The sequence below is a fragment of the Pseudomonas sp. YuFO20 genome, from assembly GCF_035064975.1.
Taxonomy (GTDB): domain Bacteria; phylum Pseudomonadota; class Gammaproteobacteria; order Pseudomonadales; family Pseudomonadaceae; genus Aquipseudomonas; species Aquipseudomonas putida_AE.
Map to the genome: position 1 here is coordinate 24783 of NZ_JAXDEO010000056.1, position 17885 is coordinate 42667.

General features: G+C 62.2%; 14 protein-coding genes. 4 read left to right on the forward strand and 10 right to left on the reverse strand.

Annotated elements, in window-relative coordinates; translation table 11 throughout:
* Positions 1–24 precede the first annotated feature (24 nt).
* Genes SOP85_RS25340 through mexE form a run of 3 tightly spaced genes read right to left on the reverse strand, consistent with a single transcriptional unit; the run spans position 25 to position 5891 of the window.
* A complete protein-coding gene (locus SOP85_RS25340) occupies positions 25–1443 on the reverse strand; it encodes a TolC family protein (protein ID WP_323628606.1) in 1419 nt (472 codons plus the stop codon).
* Positions 1440–4619: an efflux RND transporter permease subunit gene (locus SOP85_RS25345; protein ID WP_323628607.1), complete on the reverse strand. Its 3180-nt coding sequence runs from the start codon at positions 4617–4619 to the stop codon at positions 1440–1442. Before SOP85_RS25345 ends, SOP85_RS25340 begins: the two co-directional genes overlap by 4 nt.
* Before the next feature lie 12 nt (positions 4620–4631).
* Entirely contained in the window at positions 4632–5891 is a 1260-nt protein-coding gene (mexE, locus tag SOP85_RS25350) for a multidrug efflux RND transporter periplasmic adaptor subunit MexE (RefSeq protein WP_323628608.1), read from the reverse strand.
* Positions 5892–6061: 170 nt separating this feature from the next.
* On the opposite strand from mexE, the gene SOP85_RS25355 reads away from it, so the two are divergent.
* Positions 6062–6619, forward strand: a complete 558-nt coding sequence (locus tag SOP85_RS25355; protein WP_274077611.1) for a TetR/AcrR family transcriptional regulator — start codon at positions 6062–6064, stop codon at positions 6617–6619.
* 111 nt (positions 6620–6730) lie between these two features.
* Here SOP85_RS25355 and SOP85_RS25360 read toward each other — a convergent pair whose 3' ends face one another.
* Genes SOP85_RS25360 through SOP85_RS25370 form a run of 3 tightly spaced genes read right to left on the reverse strand, consistent with a single transcriptional unit; the run spans position 6731 to position 10265 of the window.
* On the reverse strand, positions 6731–7963 hold the full coding sequence (locus tag SOP85_RS25360; RefSeq protein WP_323628609.1) for a nucleoside permease: 1233 nt from the start codon (positions 7961–7963) through the stop codon (positions 6731–6733).
* A gap of 44 nt (positions 7964–8007) precedes the next feature.
* The gene (locus tag SOP85_RS25365) at positions 8008–9060 is read right to left on the reverse strand and encodes a sugar phosphate isomerase/epimerase family protein (RefSeq protein ID WP_323628616.1); all 1053 of its coding nucleotides are present in this window, start codon (positions 9058–9060) and stop codon (positions 8008–8010) included.
* 38 nt (positions 9061–9098) lie between these two features.
* Positions 9099–10265 carry a Gfo/Idh/MocA family protein gene (locus SOP85_RS25370; RefSeq protein ID WP_323628610.1) on the reverse strand — a complete coding sequence of 389 codons (1167 nt, stop codon included), beginning with the start codon at positions 10263–10265 and terminating at the stop codon, positions 9099–9101.
* Positions 10266–10454: 189 nt separating this feature from the next.
* On the opposite strand from SOP85_RS25370, the gene SOP85_RS25375 reads away from it, so the two are divergent.
* Positions 10455–11462 carry a LacI family DNA-binding transcriptional regulator gene (locus SOP85_RS25375; RefSeq protein WP_274077608.1) on the forward strand — a complete coding sequence of 336 codons (1008 nt, stop codon included), beginning with the start codon at positions 10455–10457 and terminating at the stop codon, positions 11460–11462.
* Between the two features lie 646 nt (positions 11463–12108).
* Here SOP85_RS25375 and SOP85_RS25380 read toward each other — a convergent pair.
* Both SOP85_RS25380 and SOP85_RS25385 read right to left on the reverse strand, forming a co-directional pair.
* Complete coding sequence (locus tag SOP85_RS25380) at positions 12109–12447, reverse strand: hypothetical protein (protein WP_274077607.1); 339 nt, start codon at positions 12445–12447, stop codon at positions 12109–12111.
* 111 nt (positions 12448–12558) lie between these two features.
* Positions 12559–13077, reverse strand: a complete 519-nt coding sequence (locus SOP85_RS25385) for a winged helix-turn-helix transcriptional regulator (RefSeq protein WP_323609038.1) — start codon at positions 13075–13077, stop codon at positions 12559–12561.
* Positions 13078–13175: 98 nt separating this feature from the next.
* Between SOP85_RS25385 and SOP85_RS25390 the strand changes: the two genes are divergently transcribed.
* Together SOP85_RS25390 and SOP85_RS25395 are read left to right on the forward strand one after the other, a co-directional pair.
* On the forward strand, positions 13176–13799 hold the full coding sequence (locus SOP85_RS25390) for an isochorismatase family cysteine hydrolase (RefSeq protein ID WP_274077605.1): 624 nt from the start codon (positions 13176–13178) through the stop codon (positions 13797–13799).
* A 7-nt stretch (positions 13800–13806) separates the two neighbouring features.
* Positions 13807–15372 carry an aldehyde dehydrogenase (NADP(+)) gene (locus SOP85_RS25395; protein ID WP_323628611.1) on the forward strand — a complete coding sequence of 522 codons (1566 nt, stop codon included), beginning with the start codon at positions 13807–13809 and terminating at the stop codon, positions 15370–15372.
* Between the two features lie 164 nt (positions 15373–15536).
* Here SOP85_RS25395 and SOP85_RS25400 read toward each other — a convergent pair whose 3' ends face one another.
* A complete protein-coding gene (locus SOP85_RS25400) occupies positions 15537–16040 on the reverse strand; it encodes a hypothetical protein (RefSeq protein ID WP_274077603.1) in 504 nt (167 codons plus the stop codon).
* A 265-nt stretch (positions 16041–16305) separates the two neighbouring features.
* The gene (locus tag SOP85_RS25405) at positions 16306–17349 is read right to left on the reverse strand and encodes a GGDEF domain-containing protein (RefSeq protein WP_323628613.1); all 1044 of its coding nucleotides are present in this window, start codon (positions 17347–17349) and stop codon (positions 16306–16308) included.
* Positions 17350–17885 lie beyond the last annotated feature (536 nt).

Here is a 17885-nt window from a genome sequence, read left to right on the forward strand (position 1 = left end):
ATAATCATTCACGATAAACTGGCATCAGTTCATCGCGGCCAGCTTGTTGCCGCCACTGTCCCACCCTCCCCCCAGCGCCTTGTAGATCGCCACGATCCCCCGGTACTGATCCACTTCACCCTGGGCCTGGGCATCCTCCGCATTCAAGCGCTCGCGCTCGGCATCGAGCAGCACCAGGTAATCCACCGACCCTTCCTTGTACTGGATCGCCGCCAGACTGGCCGCCGCGCGGCTCGACTCGCTCTGCTTGATCAACGACAACAACCGCTGCTGGCGTTTGCCATAGTCGCTGAAGGCGTTTTCCGACTCTTCCAGCGCCAGCAGCACCTGCTGTTCATACGTGGCCAGGGCGCCTTCGGCGTCGGCGTTGGCGCCGCGAACGCGGGCGCGCACGCTGCCCAGGTCAAAGGCGGCCCAGGTAATGCTCGGGCCCAGGCTCCAGGCTCGGGCGGCGCTGGAGCCGATCTGCGAACCGCGCCCGGCGGTGAAGCCAAGGAAGCCGCTGAGGCTGACACGGGGAAACAGGTCGGCAGTGGCCACGCCGACATCCGCCGTCGCCGACGCCAGCCTGCGTTCGGCCGCCAGCACATCGGGACGCCGCTGCAACAACTCGCCGGGATCACCGATCGGCAGCGCCTTGGCGATGGCCGGCAGGTCCGCCGGGCTCAAGGACACGCTCAGTTGCTCCGGGCGTTCACCGAGCAAGGTGGCGATGCGGTTTTTCTCCCGGACCTGCTCCGCTTGCAGCTGCGGTACGCTCGCCTCCACCGCGGCCAGGCGCGCGTCGGCGCGCACCACATCGAGTTCGTTGCCGACCCCGGCATCGCGCAGGCTCACGGTGACGCTGCGCGAATCGCTCTGGTTCTTCAAGTTGGCTAGGGCGATTTTCTCCCGCAGTTGAGCGCCACGCAGTTGACCGTAGGCATCCACCAGCTCGGCGATCATCGACACCCGCAGCTGGTAGAGATCCGCCGCGGCGGCGTCTTCCCGCGCATCGCTCGATTCGAGCTGACGCAGGATGCGCCCGAACAGGTCGACCTCCCAGGCCATGTCCAGCCCCAGGTCGTAGCGCTCCAGGTTGACCCGGTGCTCGGTCTGCCCTGGCACCTGCGCACGCCCTTGCTCACTGCTGACGCGGCTGGTGACCACGGGCAGATTGTCGTTGCTGACATCGTCACGAATAGCCCGGGCGGCTTTCCAGCGGGCAAACGCCACCCGCAGGTCGCGGTTGCCTTCCAGGGACTTGCTCACCAACTGGTTCAGCGTGGGGTCGTCGAACTGCTGCCACCACAGGCGCTCGAAACGCGCCTGATCGTAGTTGGCCGCCTTGGCATAAACGCTGACCGCTCGCGGGGTGTCGGGGGTCTTGTAGTCTGGCCCGACCGTGCACGCCGCCAGTGCCGTCACCAGGAGACTCGGCAAAAACAACTTCAGGGCTTTCATGGTTGCACCTCCAGGTTCAGTGCATTGGCGCGTTTGCGCGCTTGCTTGCGTTCGATGTAGCGGCGAATCAGGACAAAGAACACCGGCGTCAGCAGCAGGCCGAAGAAGGTCACCCCGAGCATTCCGGAGAACACCGCTACCCCCATGGCCCAGCGCATTTCCGAGCCGGCGCCGGTGGACGTCACCAGCGGCACCACGCCCATGATGAAGGCGAACGAGGTCATGAGGATCGGCCGCAGCCGCATGCGGCAGGCGTCGAGCACGGCGTCCAGCGGCGACAGGCCCTGGGCCTGTCGGTCCTTGGCGAACTCGACGATCAGGATCGCGTTCTTGCACGCCAGGCCCACCAGGACGATCAGGCCGATCTGGGTGAAGATGTTGTTGTCGCCCTTGGAAATGATCACCCCGGCAATCGCCGACAGCAGGGTCATCGGCACGATCAGGATCACCGCCAGCGGCAGGCTCCAGCTTTCATACAGCGCGGCCAGCACCAGGAACGCCAGCAGCACGCAGAGCGGGAACACCAGCAGCGCCGTGTTGCCGGACAGGATCTGTTGGTAGGTCAGGTCGGTCCACTCGTAGGTCATGCCGTTGGGCAGTTCTTCCTTGAGCAGTTTCTCGATGGCTTTCTGGGCCTGGCCGGAGCTGTAGCCGGGGGCTGCACTGCCATTGATCTCCGCAGTGACGAAACCGTTGTAGTGCGAGACCCGGTCCGGCCCCGACGTCGGGCTGACCTTGACGAAGGTCGCCAGCGGAACCATCTCGCCGCGATCGTTGCGCACCTTCAACTGGCCGATCTGCTCCGGTTCCTGGCGGAACTGTTGCTCGGCCTGCACATTGACCTGGTAGGTGCGGCCAAAACGGTTGAAGTCGTTGGCGTACAGCGAGCCCAGGTACACCTGCAAGGTGTCGAAAATGTCGTTGATCTTCACGCCGTGGGTCTTGGCCTTTTCCCGGTCGATGGCCGCTTCCACTTGCGGCACGTTGACCGTGTAGCTGGTGAACAGGTTGGCCAGTTCCGGAACGCTGCGGCTCTTGGCGATGATGTTCATGGTTTCTTTGTACAGCTCTTCGTAGCCGAGGTTGCCGCGGTCCTCGATCTGCAGGCGGAAACCGCCGATGGTGCCCAGGCCTTGGACGGGTGGTGGCGGGAACACGGCGATGTAGGCGTCCTGGATGTCGCCGAACTTGGCGTTGAGCGACGCGGAAATCGCCCCGGCGGACAAGCTCGGGTCTTTGCGCTCATCGAACGGGCGCAAGCCGATGAAGGCGATGCCGGCGTTCGGGCTGTTGGTGAAACCGTTGATCGACAGCCCGGGAAATGCCACGGCACTGTCGAACCCCGGCTCGTTCATCGCGATGGTGCTCATGCGGCGGATCACCGATTCGGTGCGATCCAGGCTCGCCGCATCCGGCAGCTGGGCGAACGTCACCAAGTACTTCTTGTCCTGGGTCGGCACGAAGCCAGTCGGCGTGGTGCTGAAGCCCATATAAGTCATGCCGATCAGGCCGGCGTACACCAGCAAGGCGACGCTGCTGCCACGAATGATCTTGCCCACGGCAACCACGTAGCCATGGCTGGCCTTGTCGAAAAAGCGGTTGAAGGGTTTGAACAGCCAACCGCCGAGCAAGCGATCCAGCACTTTCGAGAAGCGGTCTTTCGGCGCGCCGTGGGCCTTGAGCAGCACCGCTGCCAGCGCTGGCGACAAGGTCAGGGAGTTGAAGGCCGAGATCACCGTGGAGATGGCGATAGTCAGGGCGAACTGTTTATAGAACTGCCCGGTGAGCCCGGAAATGAACGCCGCCGGCACAAACACCGCGCACAACACCAGCGCCGTGGCGACGATCGGGCCGGTCACCTCGCCCATGGCCTTCTTGGTGGCCTCGACCGGCTCCAGGCCCGATTCGATATTGCGCTCGACGTTCTCCACCACCACGATCGCATCATCCACCACGATGCCGATGGCCAGCACCAGCCCGAACAGCGACAGCGCATTGAGGGAGAAACCGAGCAGGTGCATCACGGCAAAGGTGCCGATCAGCGACACCGGCACCGCCACCAGCGGAATGATCGAGGCGCGCCAGGTCTGCAGGAACAGGATCACTACCAGCACCACCAGGATCAGGGCTTCGAACAGGGTGTGAACCACCGCCTCGATCGAGCTGCGCACGAAGATGGTCGGGTCGTAGACGATCTCGTAGTCCATGCCTTGGGGGAAGTTTTTCTTCAGCTCGGCCATCTTCGCCCGCACCTGGTCGGAGATGTCGATGGCGTTGGACCCCGGGCGCTGGAAGATCGGCATGGCCACCGCTTCCTGGTTGTTGAGCAGCGCCCGCAGTGCGTACTGGTTGGATCCCAGCTCGACCCGGGCAATGTCCTTGAGGCGGGTGATCTCGCCGTTCGGGCCGCTGCGGATGATCACGTTTTCGAACTCTTGCTCGGTGACCAGCCGGCCTTGGGAATTGATCGACATCTGGAAGTGGGTGGCATTCGGCGCCGGTGGCGAACCCAGTGCCCCGGCCGCGACCTGCCGGTTCTGCTCGCGCACCGCGTTGACCACGTCGGTGGCGGTCAGGTTGCGCGAGGCGGTCTTGTCCGGATCGAGCCAGATACGCAGGGAGTAGTCACCGATACCGAACATCTTCACATCGCCGATGCCGTCCAGGCGCGACAGCTCATCCTTGACGTTGAGGATCGCGTAGTTGGACAGGTACAGCATGTCGTAGCGCTTGTCCGGCGACACCAGGTGCACCAGCAAGGTCAATTCAGGCGAGGCCTTGTCCACGGTGATGCCGATGCGCGTCACTTCTTCCGGCAATTTCGGCTCGGTGCGGGTCACGCGGTTCTGCACCTGGACCTGGGCGTTATCCAGGTCGGTGCCCAGGGCGAAGGTCACGGTCAGCGTCAAACGCCCGTCCGCCGTCGACTGCGAGGACATGTACAGCATGTTCTCGACGCCGGTGATGGCTTGCTCCAACGGCGCCGCCACGGTTTCGCCGATGACCTTGGGGTTGGCCCCGGGGTAGTTGGCGTGAACCACCACGGTCGGCGGCACCACTTCGGGGTATTCGCTGATCGGCAACTGGAACAGCGAGATGGCGCCCGCGATCAGGATCAGCAGCGACAGCACCGCGGCGAAGATCGGCCGCGTGATGAAGAACTGTGAGAATTTCATGTCGGTGCTCCCTTATCCGCGAGGGCTGGCAGGCGCATCCGTTTTCACCAGGGCTGGTGATTTGACGGAGGCGGAGGATGGGCTTGCGGGTTGATTGCCTGCCTCAACGGCCTGGCGTTGGCGGGCCAGTGTCGCCACCGTTTCCGGGTCGGCCATGGGCGCGTCCTGCGGGGCGACCACGGCACCGGGACGGACCCGCTGCAGGCCGTTGATGATGATGCGGTCGTCCTTCTGCAATCCGCTGCGCACGATGCGCAGGCCTTCAAGCTTGGGGCCCAGGTCGACGCTGCGGTACACCGCCTTGTTGTCCTGATCGATGACCAGCACGAACCTCTTGCCAAGGTCGGTGCCCACCGCCTCGTCCTTGATCAGCAGGCCGGCATAGGCGGCGCTGCCCACCAGTTTCAGCCGGGCGTACAACCCGGGGGTGTATTGGCCGTCGGCGTTGTCGAACACCGCACGACCACGGATGGTCCCGGTCTTGGGATTGACCTGGTTGTCGACGAAGTTCATCTGCCCCAGGTGACTGTTGCCCTCTTCGTTCGACAGGCCCATGTACACCGGCGTGCTCTGGCCGCGCTGGCCCTGGCGGGAGAGCTGGCCGTACTTGAGGAACAGGCGCTCGTCGGCATCGAAGTAGGCGTACACCTTGTCGGTGGAGACCACGCTGGTGAGCGGCGTGGTATCGGCGGTGACGATGTTGCCGGCGGTGATTTCCGCGCGGCTGACACGGCCGCTGATCGGCGCGGTGACGCGGGTGAAGCTCAGGTTCAGCCGGGCAAGGTCGAGCTGCGCCTGGATCGCATCGACACCGGCCTTGGCCTCTTGTGCGGTGGTGGTGCGGGTGTCGGCCAGTTCGGCGGAAATCGCATTGCTGCCGAGCAAGCGCTGCCCGCGCTGCGCTTCATTGGCGGTGCGCAGCAGCGTCGCCCGGGCTTGTTGCAACTGGGCCTGGAAACGCTCGACCTCGTGCTCGAAGGGCCGCGGATCGATCTGGAACAACAGGTCCCCCTTCTTCACCAACGCACCGTCGGTAAAGGCGACCCGTTCAATCTGCCCTGATACCCGTGGACGGACCTCGACGGTTTCCGGGGCCTCCAGTCGTGCGGTCACCTCGTCCCATTCGGTAATAGGCTGCTCGATGACCTTGGCCACAGTCACGTGCGGCGCCCCCGTTGCATTGGCGGCGACAGGCGCACCATCGCAAGCGGCAAGCATCGTGAGTGCCAATGCGGCAAGTGGATAACGCAGAGGTTTGAGGGACTGTTCCATGGAGTATCCGCCTTGAGCATTGTTTTTGATGATAACCATCATGTATAAGGGCAAAAAAAGAGATTTGGCCGTCACACATTTGCGCCAACAATATATGACGACTATCATAATTACTAGCCTCTCAGCGACGACTTGCCAAGGGCCATGCCCACCGGCCACAGGAGCACCCCATGAAAGTGACGAAAGACAAGGCTGCGGCCAACAAGGAAGCGATCCTCACGGCCGCCTCCCGGCTGTACCGCGAGAAAGGCATCGACGGGATCGGCATCGGCGAACTGTCCCGTTCGGTCGGGCTGACCCACGGCGGGTTCTACGGGCAGTTTCCAGGCGGCAAGGAGCAGCTGGCTTGCGAGGCCGTCAGCAGGACGTTCGAGACCAACATTCAACAATGGCAGGACGCCAAATCGATTCCGGAGCTGGTCAAGGGTTACCTGACCCAGAAGCACCTGGACAACTGGACCGAGGGCTGCCCGATTCCCGCCCTGGCGACGGATGTGGCGCGTACCGGCGGCGCGGTCAGCCAGTCCTTCACCAAGGGCATCGAGCGCTTGATCGAGATACTGATGCCATTGGTGGAGGGCGAAAACCCGGAGGAAAAACACCAGGAAGCGTTGCGGGTCATTGCCTCGATTGCCGGTGCCATGCTCGTTGCCAGGGCCTTGGATAAGCCGGAGCTGTCCCAACAGTTCCTGACCTCGGTGATCAATGCATGGCCAGGCTCCTTGTAGGAGCGAGCTCGCTCGCGATGGTCGCCAACGATAACGCGTGCTGCCTGAAAGGACGCGTTAACGTTGGCGACCATCGTCGGAACGCCGCCCGGAGCAAGCTCCTACAAGGGGTCAGACCGTTGTTTGCACCGCCACCTTCTCTCGTCCCTTGAACGCCAGGGAAAAACAGAAAAAGATCGCCAGGGCAAACCCGGCCGGGAACAGCCAGATGCTTTTCCAGTCATGGCTACCCGCCGTCGCGGCGTAGTGGTCGGTCACCTGCCCCGCCACCCAGAAACCGATCAGCATGCCCAGGCCGTAGGTCGCCAGGGTGATCAAGCCCTGGGCGGAACTCCTGAAGCGTTCCGAAGCCTTGGCGTCGGTGTAGATCTGTCCGGAAACGAAGAAGAAGTCATAGCAGATGCCGTGCAAGGCGATGCCGGTAAACAGCATGAAAGCCAGGTCGCCGTTGTTGCCATAGGCGAACAACAGGTAGCGCAAGGCCCAGGCCAGCATCCCCACCAGCAGTGCAAGCTTGATCCCGAAGCGATGAATGAACAGAGGCAGAAGCAGCATGAACAGTACTTCGGAGACTTGCCCGATGGCCATTTTTGCCGTGGGGTTGGTCACGCCGATTTCCGCCAGGAACGGGTTGGCGTTCTGGTAGTAGAACGCCAGCGGAATGCAGATCAGGATGGAGGCGATGAAGAACACCAGATAACTGCGATCCTTGAGCAAACCCAGGGCATCCAGCCCGAGCATCTGCTTGAGGCCGCCGTTCGCTTCGCCTTTGAGCGGTGCGGTGCGCGGCAAGGTGAAGCTGTAGAGGCCCAGCAGCAGTGACGCAATCGCCGACATCAGGAAGGTGTTGCGCAACCCGCCTGACGAAATCGCCGCTTGTGAATCCCAGGCAAACACGAAGCTGATCACCACGCCGGCGACGATCCAGCCGATGGTGCCCCACACGCGGATGCGCGAGAACTCCAGCGCCGGGTCGCTCATCTGGCGGAACGCGACGGAATTGACCAGGGCCAGGGTCGGCATGTAGATCATCATGTAGGCCAGCACGAACGGATAGAAGGTGCTGAAGTCCGGTGCGCGATACAGCTGATACAGCAACACCGCGCCCACCAGGTGCAACACGGCGAGAATGCGCTCGGCGTTGAAGAAGCGGTCGGCGATCAAGCCAATCACGAACGGCGCGATGATCGCCCCCCAAGACTGGGTCGAGAACGCCATGCCGATCTGCCCGCCAGTGGCGCCCAGATTGCTGGCAAGAAAGGTACCGAGGGTGACGAACCAGCCACCCCAGATAAAGAACTGCAGGAACATCATTGCGCTTAATCGCGCGGTCATCGTGGTCATGACAGTCACCGTCTTATTGTTGTTTTTGTTCGAGAGAAATGTGTTCAGGCGTCAGATAGCCCCAACAATCGTCGATTGAAAGCGGCGTCTGACGACACGCTGGCGAAATCGTCGAAAGCCTTTCGGGTCTTGCTGATCATGTGTCGCTCGATGAACGCCGCCCCTTCTGCAGCGCCCTGCGCGGAGTCCTTCAAGCAGCATTCCCACTCCAGCACGGCCCACCCGGCGAAGTCATATTGGGTCAGTTTGCTGAAGATCGATTTGAAGTCGATCTGGCCATCGCCCAAGGAACGGAATCGCCCCGGCCGCTCGACCCAGCCCTGATAACCGCCGTAGACACCGGAACGGGCATCGGGCCGGAACTCGGCGTCCTTGACGTGGAACATGCGGATGCGTTCGTGGTAGCGATCGATGAAGCCCAGGTAGTCCATTTGCTGCAGCAGCAGGTGGCTCGGGTCATACAGGATCGCCGCACGGGGATGGTGATCGACCGCCTCCAGGAAGCGCTCGAAGGAAGCGCCGTCGTGCAGGTCTTCGCCGGGGTGGATCTCGTAGCAAAGGTCGACGCCGGCCTCTTCGAAACAATCCAGGATCGGCAACCAGCGCCTGGCCAGTTCGGCGAAACCCTGCTCGACCAGGCCACTCGGGCGCTGCGGCCATGGGTAGATGTAGGGCCAGAGCAACGCCCCGGAAAAGGTCGCGTGGGCCTTCAAGCCCAAGCGCTGACTGGCGCGTGCCGCCAGCTTCAATTGGTCGATGGCCCAGTCGGTGCGCGCCTGGGGTTGGCCGCGCAGATGTGCCGGTGCGAAGTCATCGAACAGCGTGTCGAACGCCGGATGCACCGCCACCAGTTGGCCTTGCAGATGGGTCGACAGCTCACTGATTTCGACGCCTGCCTGGGCGCAGACCGCTTTCAGTCCATCGCAGTAATCCTGGTCTTCGGCGGCGCGCGCAAGGTCGATGAACTGCGTGCCCAGGGTCGGCAATTGAATGGCCTTGTAACCCTGGGAGGCCGCCCAGTGGGCGATGTTGGCCAGGGTATCGAAGGGTGCTTCGGCGGACATGAACTGCGCGAGGAAAATCCCCGGGCCACGCATGCCGGTTGAAGTAAGGTCGGTCATGGGAGTCTCCAGAGTCATGGGGTGCAGACCAGTTCGGTCCACTTGGCGTCGCCACGATGGTTGGCGATCACGGTCTCGATGAACGCCATGCCGCGCAGGCCGACGTCGATCCCGGGCACCCCGGGAGCATCGTGCCCCGCGACATTGCCACGGATGGCGCGGGCAAAATCGCCGTAGAGATTGGCCATGGCTTCGAGATAGCCTTCGGGATGCCCGGCCGGCAAACGCATGCGCTCGCTGGCGGCTGCGCACAGCCACGGCTGGCCGACGCCGGAGCGCAGGATGCGCATGGGTTGATCGAGGGCACGGTGGATCAGGCTGGCAGGTTCTTCCTGCCGCCATTCCAGCCCGCCCTTGTCGCCATAAACGCGGATTTTGAGCGGGTTTTCTTCGCCGGCGCAGACCTGGCTGGCAATCAACACGCCGCTGGCGCCGCCGGCCATCTTGAACAGCATCGAGGCGTCATCGTCCAGCTGACGGCCGGCGATATGAACGCCCAACATTGCGCACAGGTGCTGGATCGGTTGATCCGCGACGAACTCGGCCAGGGAGAAGGCATGGGTGCCGATGTCACCAATGCAGCCGCCCAAACCGGACTGTTCAGGGCTGTCACGCCATTGCGCCTGCTTGTTGCCTTGCCCGGCCACATCCTGGCTGAGCCAGCCCTGGGGGTACTCGACAATGACTTTACGCACCGCACCGATCACGCCGCTGCGCACCATGTCGCGCGCCTGCCAGACCATGGGGTAACCCAGGTACGTATGGGCCAGGCCGTAGAGGCGGCCGCTGCGTTCGACCACGTCCTTGAGTGCGAGCAATTCGGCCAGGTTCAGCGCCGCGGGTTTTTCACTGAACACATGAAAACCCGCGCTCAGCGCCTGGCTGGCGATCGGCGCGTGCAAGTGGTTGGGCGTGACGATCACCAGCAGCTCCATGCGCTGCTCGGCGGGCAATACACGCTCGGCCTCGAGCATCTGCTGCCAGTCGCTGTAGCAGCGCGAGGCCGGCAAGCCCAATGCTGCGCCAGTGTTCCGGTTGTTCTGTGCATCGCGACTGAACGCGCCGCACACCAGTTCAAAACGGCCATCGAGGCCGGCGGCCTGGCGGTGGGCTTGAGCAATGAATGCGCCCTCGCCGCCCCCGACAAAGCCCATTCTTATTTTTGGTATTGCAGCGTTCATCGCAATGTTCTCTGTTGGAAGCGGCTTTTCAAACTTGAATTCCGGCTATGATGTAACCGGTTACATCGTGGCGGAAATTTAGGCTCAGTTTCGTTGCCTGTCAAACCCCGGATTAGGATCCATTAACATTTCAGCCCAAGGCTAACTGCGTTAAGCTCGCCGCCCGCGCGGTTCGATAACGAGGTGATCTTGTCCAATATCCGTGAAGTAGCCCGGCTGGCCGGCGTCTCGGTGGCCACGGTGTCCAGAACCCTGAAATCGCCTGAGCGTGTGCTTCCCGAGACACGGGACAAGGTCAACGCGGCCGTAGAACAGGCCGGCTACAGGCCGAACCTGATGGCAGTGCAGTTTCGCTCGCGCCGCACCGGCAACCTGGTGATCCTGGTGCCCGCCATTGCCAACACTTTTTTTGCCCGGGTCATCAGCGGCGCGCAACAGGCGGCGCAGGCGGCCAACTATCGGCTGCTGCTGTGCGACACCCAGGGCCGCGAAGAGATCGAACGGGAATTCGCCGAGCTGGTGTACAACCATCAGGCTGACGGCGTGATCCAGTTGCGTGCCTTCGATCCGTTCGAGGCGCCCTTCCCCAACGTCGAGTTGCCGCCCATCGTCAACGCCTGCGAGGTGATTCAAGGCGGCCGTCATCCGACCATCAGCCTGGACAATCGCGCGGCCGCCAAGGCCATGACCGAACACCTGATCGAACTGGGCCACCGCCGGATCGGCCTGATCAAGGGCCCGAAAAGCAGCCCGCTGACCCGCGATCGCGTGGCTGGTTATCAGGATGCCTTGCGTCAGGCCGGCATCGATTGCGACCCGGCGCTGATCTGCCATGGTGATTTCAGCTTGAAGGCCGGTGATGACGGCGCAGCCGCCATGCTGGACCTGCCCGAGCGTCCCACTGCGCTGTTTTGCGAAAACGATGAAATGGCCATCGGCGCGTTGAAACGCATCAAGCAACAGGGTTTACGGGTACCCGAGGACATTTCGCTGGTCGGCTTTGACGACATTCCCTTCGCAAAGTACTGCGACCCACCGCTGACGACCATCGCGCAACCCGCCGAAGTCTTCGGCCAGAAAGCCGTCGAGATGTTGATTGCGCTGATCGAAAAGAAACCGCTGGTACAGCGGCATGTGGTGTTGCCGTTCGAACTGACGTTGCGCGGCAGTACCGCGGTGGTGCGACAGGAAACTTAGAAGAAGACTGATAGCGCTTTCGCTAGCAGGCCACTCCCACAAGAGGGTCTGTGTCGGCCATCTATTTCGTGTTCACTGAAGATACAACTGTGCGAGCCTGCTCGCGATGGCGGTGGGTCAGTCGACATCCATGTTCAATGTACCGGCCTCTTCGCGAGCAGGCTCGCTCCCACAGGGGAACTTCTTCGTGCCTGGTTTTTGAGTTCACTGAAGATCAAGTGTGGGAGCGAGCCTGCTCGCGATGGCGGTGAGTCAGTCGCCATCCATGCTCAATGTACCGGCCTCTTCGCGAGCAGGCTCGGTCCCACAGTGGATCTGCTTCGTGCCTGGTTTGTGAATTCACTGAAGATCAAGTGTGGGAGCGAGCCTGCTCGCGATGGCGGTGGGTCAGTCGCCATCCATGCTCAATGTGCCGGCCTCTTCGCGAGCAAGCTCGCTCCCACAGTGGATCTGCTTCGTGCCTGGTTTTAAATTCACCGAGGATCAAGTGTGGGAGCGAGCTTGCTCGCGATGGCGGTGAGTCAGTCGCCATCCATACTGAATGTACCGACCTCATCGCGAGCAAGCTCGCTCCCACAGTGGATCTGCTTCGTGCCTGGTTTTTGAGTTCACTGAGGATCAATGGAGGGGGCCTGCGGAGGCTTTGTTAAAGGCATTCCTGGGCAGCACGTTCAAGCCGCGATGGCCCGAACGTCGAGGCCAGCAACGTGCGTTCGTACAGGAACACCTTGCCGCCATTCGAGGCCTTGTAGGCTTCGAGCACATCGTCGGCGGCGACCTTGCTCGAAACGACGATTCGATAGCTGCGCTGGGTCTGCGAAATCGTTGCGCTCAGTGCGTCTTCCTGCAATTTCGGCAAGACACACTGGGCGTAGTCCGCCGGTGCCTTTTTCGTCTGCAGGGTCAGTGTCGGGTTATTGGGTGCAGAAGCACACCCGGACAGCAGCAAGGGGGCGATCAGCGCCAGTCGAGTCAGCATCTTCATCACAGGGTTCCGCAAGGCGTTTTTGATGCACGGCATGTTCCCTGTTTGCCGGCACCAACAGAACTTGTGATGGATGATTGTGACTATCAGTGCAACGAATAGTCGCCGTCTTCACTCGGCGGATTTGACCACCGACCCGCGCTTGAATGCCTCCCGTCGTTCCTGGCGCTCCAGGGCATAGGCCGCGCTCGGCTCGCTGCTCAACTCATCACGGCGCAACAGTTCACCACAATGCTCGCACAACGGCCCGAGCCCCGCGGGCTGGCCGCAAGTCTGGTGGGTGTAGCGCACGGCCAGGCCCTCTTGCGGCGACTTACACCAGGTTTCGCCCCAGGCCCGCAACGCCAGCACCACAGAATAAAACGCCTGCCCCTTGGCCGTGAGGTGGTACTCGTAGCGCGGCGGCCGCTCGTTGTAGGCGCGGCGCTCGACCATGCCGTCCGCCTCCAGGCTTTTCAGGCGGGTCGCGACCATCTGCGGGGTGCCGCCGGTCTGCGCCTGGATCTCATCGTAGCGGTGATTGCGCATGAACAACTCGCGCAACACCAGCACGGTCCAGCGATCACCAACCACGTCTTCGGCCCGGGCAATCGGACACAGGGTTTCAGGACTAGTCTTTTTTAACGCCATACGGGCTTGCCTCTTTCCAAGTAACTATGATTATCATATCTACACGATGCCACGGCAAGCCCATGGCAGCGATCCGTCCATTTCCTGGAGCATTGGTCATGTCCAACACCCCCTACCCGCTGGATCGAACCGCCTACCTGCTGGTCGATCCCTACAACGACTTCCTGTCCGAAGGCGGCAAGATCTTCCCGCTGCTCGAGCCGATCGCCCGGCAAGTCGGCCTGCTGGACAACCTGCGCACCCTCGACCGTACCGTCCGCGCCCTGGACATACCGGTATTCATCGTACCGCACCGGCGCTGGGAACAAGGCGACTACGAGAATTGGGATCACCCAAGCCCCACCCAATGCAAGATCCAGCACATGCACCACTTCGCTCGCGGCGAATGGGGCGGCGAATGGCATCCCGATTTCGCGCCCCAGCCTGGCGACGTCGTCATCCAGGAGCATTGGGGTTCGAGCGGCTTTGCCAACACCGACCTGGATTTTCGCCTCAAGCAGAAAGGCATCACCCACGTGATCATCGTCGGCCTGCTGGCCAACACCTGCATCGAGGCCACCGCCCGCTACGCCCAGGAACTGGGCTACCACGTCACCCTGGTGCGCGACGCCACCGCCGCTTTCAAGCCGGAAATGATGCACGCCGCCCATGAACTGAACGGTCCGACCTTCGCCCATTCGATTGTCACCACCGAGCAACTGATCGCCACCCTCAAGCCGTGAGCACACCATGAAACTGACTGGAAACCTGTTGATCGGCGCCAACGAAGTCGCCGCCAGCGCAGGGACGATGAAGGCGCTGAACCCCGCCAACAATCAGCTGATCGAGCCGGAATTCGCCTTCGGTGGCGCCGCCGAAGTGGACCTGGCGGCGAACCTCGCCGACGCCGCGTTCGACCACTACAGCCACACCTCGCTCGCCGAGCGATCGGCCTTGCTCGAACGCATCGCCGACAATCTGGACGCCGTCGCCCAGCCGCTGGCCGCAAGGGCCGCCCTGGAAACCGGCCTGCCCGAAGCCCAACTGCTGGGCGAAGTGGCCAAGGCCGCGACGCAGTTTCGGCAATTCGCCGAGGTGGTGCGCCGGGGACGCTTCCTCCAGGTGGCCATCGATCCGGCCCAGCCCGAGCGCCAGCCACGCCCGCGCATGGATCATCGCCTGCAGAAAATCGCCCTCGGCCCGGTGGCGGTGTTTGGCGCCAGCAACTTCCCCATCAGCTACTCGGTGGCCGGCGGCGACACCGCCGCGGCGCTGGCGGCGGGCGCGACGGTAGTCGTCAAATCCCACAACGCTCACGCGGGAGCCTCGGAAATCCAGGCCCGAGCCATCCGCAAGGCCGTGCAGGACAGCGGCTTGCCTGAAGGTGTGTTCTCGATGGTGCGCGGCGCGGGCAATGCGATCGGCGAAGCCCTAGTCGACCATCCGTTGATCAAGGCCGTGACCTTCACCGGTTCCGAACAGGGCGGCATGGCCCTGTATCGCCGGGCACAGCTACGCCCTGAGCCGATCCCGGTCTTCACCGAGATGGCCAGCGTCAACCCCACCTTCATCCTGCCCCAGGCACTGGCAGAGCGTGGCGCGCAGATCGGCGACGGTTTTATCGAACGCATGCTGGTCAATGTCGGGCAGGCCTGTCTCAAGCCGGCGATCCTGATTGCCATCGCCGGGGCCGGTTTCGAGGCCATGCGTAACGCCATGATTAGCCGCGTGACGACGGCACCGGCGCGGCCGATGCTGACGCCGGGCATCCATGGGGCGTACTTGAGCGGGCTCGACAGGTTGCACGGTGCTGGCGCCAGGCTGGCTGCCGAAGGCCTAGCCGCCAACGTGGCGCTGGACGGCCAGTCGGCCTTGCTAGAGGTCGACGGCCAACGCTTTCTCAGCGAAACAACCCTTACCGAGGAAGTGTTCGGGCCGGCAGCCCTGCTGGTGAAGGTCGAGGATGAGGCGCAAATGCTCGCGGTCGCCCGGGCTCTGCGCGGACAGCTCAGTGCTGCCATGCACATGGAAGCCGAGGACTTGGCGCTGGCCCGTCGTTTGCTGCCGATCCTGGAGCGGCGCACCGGGCGGATCGTCGTCAACGCCTTTGCCCATCCGCAAGAGGTGTCTTTCGCCAATGTGCACGGCGGGCCGTTTCCAGCGTCGTCGGACAGCCGTTTCACGTCGGTGGGCATGAGTTCCATCCAGCGTTTTCTGCGGCCCGTGTGCTACCAGGGTTTTCCCGATGAGTTACTGCCCGAGGCACTGCGTGAGGGCAATCCGCTCGGTGTGCCGCGCAGCGTCGACGGTCAATAAGCAGTTTTCGCGCCAGGCAAATTCTAAATGTGGGAGCGGGCTTGCTCCGGGGGCGTTCCGAGGGAGTGTCAGTCGACATCAATTAACCTGACACGCCCTCTTAGCCATCAAGCCCGCTCCACGAGGTTCGATGGTGGATATAAGATCTGTGTCGACGCAAGCCATCATTTAGAAGACACCGCTGGCACATTATCGGACTTGAAAAAACGCAATAACCTGAAACTCCGTCCAACGATCAAACCATTGATGAGCCCAGACCCCAATGACGACCAGGCCACTAACGAAACTTCATTGGCCAGTTCCGGATGCACAGCCTCCTGGTAACCGCTGTAGTAACGCCAGGCGAAGAAGCACCAATACACAATCAGCACTCTGATCGTGCCATCCAGCACCAGCCCCCCACCCTCATGTTTCACGTTGTGGTACGAGTAAAAGCGAAAGGCCAGCAACCACCCAACCAGCAACCCCAGCGCATAAACCGAAAGCGGAACCACAAATCCTTGGGAGATTTTCAGCGAGGTCACGGAAATAGCGACGAATATCGCCGGTGTCAGTATTAACGATTTTTTCGTTTCATAACTCTTGAAGCAGGCAATGACGCCGTAATACGTCACGATAAAAAAAACTGCGTAAACCCATAGTGGTGTGCCACGCAAAATGTCGAGCATAAAAAACCCTTTGGCACTGCCTGTGCCCCCCATTCAATGAGTTATCAAATTATCCACGCTAGGCAACTATCGCAAGTCGGGGAGATCCCACAAAATTGTAGGTAATGGACTAGGACACAGTAATATTGGTCTGAGGACAGGCAACTAACCGGAACGCATCCGCAGGCACCGATGGTAGAGAAGCATGTCTCTGGTTTCTACCCGAGCAAGCTCGTTCCCACAGGTAATCAGGGTCAGGTCAGGAAAAGGTCGTCGCCGCCCCTTCCTACAAGGCAAACACCTGATTCCTTCCATTGCGCTTGGCCTGATACAACCCGTCATCGGCGCGGGTCAGCAGGCTTTCCAGGTTGTCGCCGGGCTGTACGAAGGCGACGCCGAATGACGCGGTCACGGTGTCCAGCACGGTGTCGGTGCTGCGCGCCTTGATCCGCAAGGACTGGACCTTCAGGCGCAGGTGCTCGGCGAAGGCACAGGCACTGCCCAGGTCGGCGCAATCGGGCAGGACCACACAGAACTCTTCACCGCCGTAACGCGCCGCGAACGCATTGGCTGGCAACGCCCCGCGCAGCACCTGGGCAACATGCTGCAGCACCCGGTCGCCCAGCGGGTGACCGTACTGATCATTGAATTGCTTGAAGTGGTCGATATCCAGCATCAACAGGGCCACCCCACGGGAAGCCTTGCCCAGCGCCTGTTCCAGCAGGCGGGTGAACGCGGTGCGGTTGAGCAGTTCGGTCAGGCCATCGAGGGTCGCAGCCAGTTGGGCGCGCTGCAGCTTGTCGCGCAGGGTCTTGATTTCGTCCTGGGCCGAGTGCAACTGCGCGAGGAAGTGCTCCTGCTGGCTCTGCATCAGCCGGGTGCTCTGCTGCAGCTCGCTCAAGATGCCCGGCAGGCGGTCATTGGCCGGTTCGTCGAGCATTTCCAGGCACTGCCCCAGGCGGTTCTGGAAGTTGAGGCTGCCTTCCACGCTTTGCGAGACGTCGCGCTCCATGCCATCGACCAGGCTGATGACCTGATGCTGTTCGGCGCGGGCATCTTCCAGCTCGTCACGGATGATGTACTGGCGAAACAGGAGAGTCGCCGACTCTGGCGGGCAACCGTCGAAGTCCCGGACCACGCGGTCCAGGTGACGATTGAGCTCCGGGTCCTGGCCCTGGCTGTAGGTGTACCAGAGGGCGTAGTGCACGGGATTGGGCGGGATGTTATGGCGAACCATCAGCGGCACGGCCTGCTTGAGCAGGGCCGCCGCTTCGCGGGAGTCTTCCGGATACAGCGCTAGGACATTCGCACGCGTTTCTGATGAGCTCATAACGTCACTGTGGTTGTTTATCATGGGCATTTCGGCTGTGCGCTGAGCATACCGATACGCCTGATAAACGGCTATCCCCGCAATGATCCTTAAAACTGCAGGAGCCCGGCTTGCCGGCGAAGGCGTCCTCGAATATTGCAGCGGGCTTTGGGGCCTCTTCGCTGGCAAGCCAGCTCCTACAAAGGTTTGCGCGGGGCGTTGCGTTGCGGTCGACGCGGACTTGTAGGAGCCCGGCTTGCCGGCGAAGGCGTCCTCGAATATTGCAGCGAGCTTTGGGGCCTCTTCGCTGGCAAGCCAGCTCCTACAAAGGTGCGCGGGGCGTTGCGTTGTGGTCGACGCGGACTTGTAGGAGCCCGGCTTGCCGGCGAAGGCGTCCTCGAATATTGCAGCGGGCTTTCGGGCCTCTTCGCTGGCAAGCCAGCTCCTACAAAGGTGCGCGGGGCGTTGCGTTGTGGTCGACGCGGACTTGTAGGAGCCCGGCTTGCCGGCGAAGGCGTCCTCGAATATTGCAGCGGGCTTTGGGGCCTCTTCGCTGG

Bases quoted from the DNA above. Each gene is read 5' to 3' on its own strand.
- SOP85_RS25355 (WP_274077611.1), top strand. From the start codon at position 6,062: ATGAAAGTGACGAAAGACAAGGCTGCGGCCAACAAGGAAGCGATCCTC.
- SOP85_RS25365 (WP_323628616.1), bottom strand. From the start codon at position 9,060: ATGCGTGGCCCGGGGATTTTCCTCGCGCAGTTCATGTCCGCCGAAGCA.
- SOP85_RS25390 (WP_274077605.1), top strand. From the start codon at position 13,176: ATGTCCAACACCCCCTACCCGCTGGATCGAACCGCCTACCTGCTGGTC.
- SOP85_RS25405 (WP_323628613.1), bottom strand. From the start codon at position 17,349: ATGAGCTCATCAGAAACGCGTGCGAATGTCCTAGCGCTGTATCCGGAA.
- SOP85_RS25370 (WP_323628610.1), bottom strand. From the start codon at position 10,265: ATGAACGCTGCAATACCAAAAATAAGAATGGGCTTTGTCGGGGGCGGC.
- SOP85_RS25400 (WP_274077603.1), bottom strand. From the start codon at position 16,040: ATGCTCGACATTTTGCGTGGCACACCACTATGGGTTTACGCAGTTTTT.
- SOP85_RS25385 (WP_323609038.1), bottom strand. From the start codon at position 13,077: ATGGCGTTAAAAAAGACTAGTCCTGAAACCCTGTGTCCGATTGCCCGG.
- SOP85_RS25340 (WP_323628606.1), bottom strand. From the start codon at position 1,443: ATGAAAGCCCTGAAGTTGTTTTTGCCGAGTCTCCTGGTGACGGCACTG.
- SOP85_RS25360 (WP_323628609.1), bottom strand. From the start codon at position 7,963: ATGACCACGATGACCGCGCGATTAAGCGCAATGATGTTCCTGCAGTTC.
- SOP85_RS25380 (WP_274077607.1), bottom strand. From the start codon at position 12,447: ATGAAGATGCTGACTCGACTGGCGCTGATCGCCCCCTTGCTGCTGTCC.
- SOP85_RS25395 (WP_323628611.1), top strand. From the start codon at position 13,807: ATGAAACTGACTGGAAACCTGTTGATCGGCGCCAACGAAGTCGCCGCC.
- SOP85_RS25345 (WP_323628607.1), bottom strand. From the start codon at position 4,619: ATGAAATTCTCACAGTTCTTCATCACGCGGCCGATCTTCGCCGCGGTG.
- mexE (WP_323628608.1), bottom strand. From the start codon at position 5,891: ATGGAACAGTCCCTCAAACCTCTGCGTTATCCACTTGCCGCATTGGCA.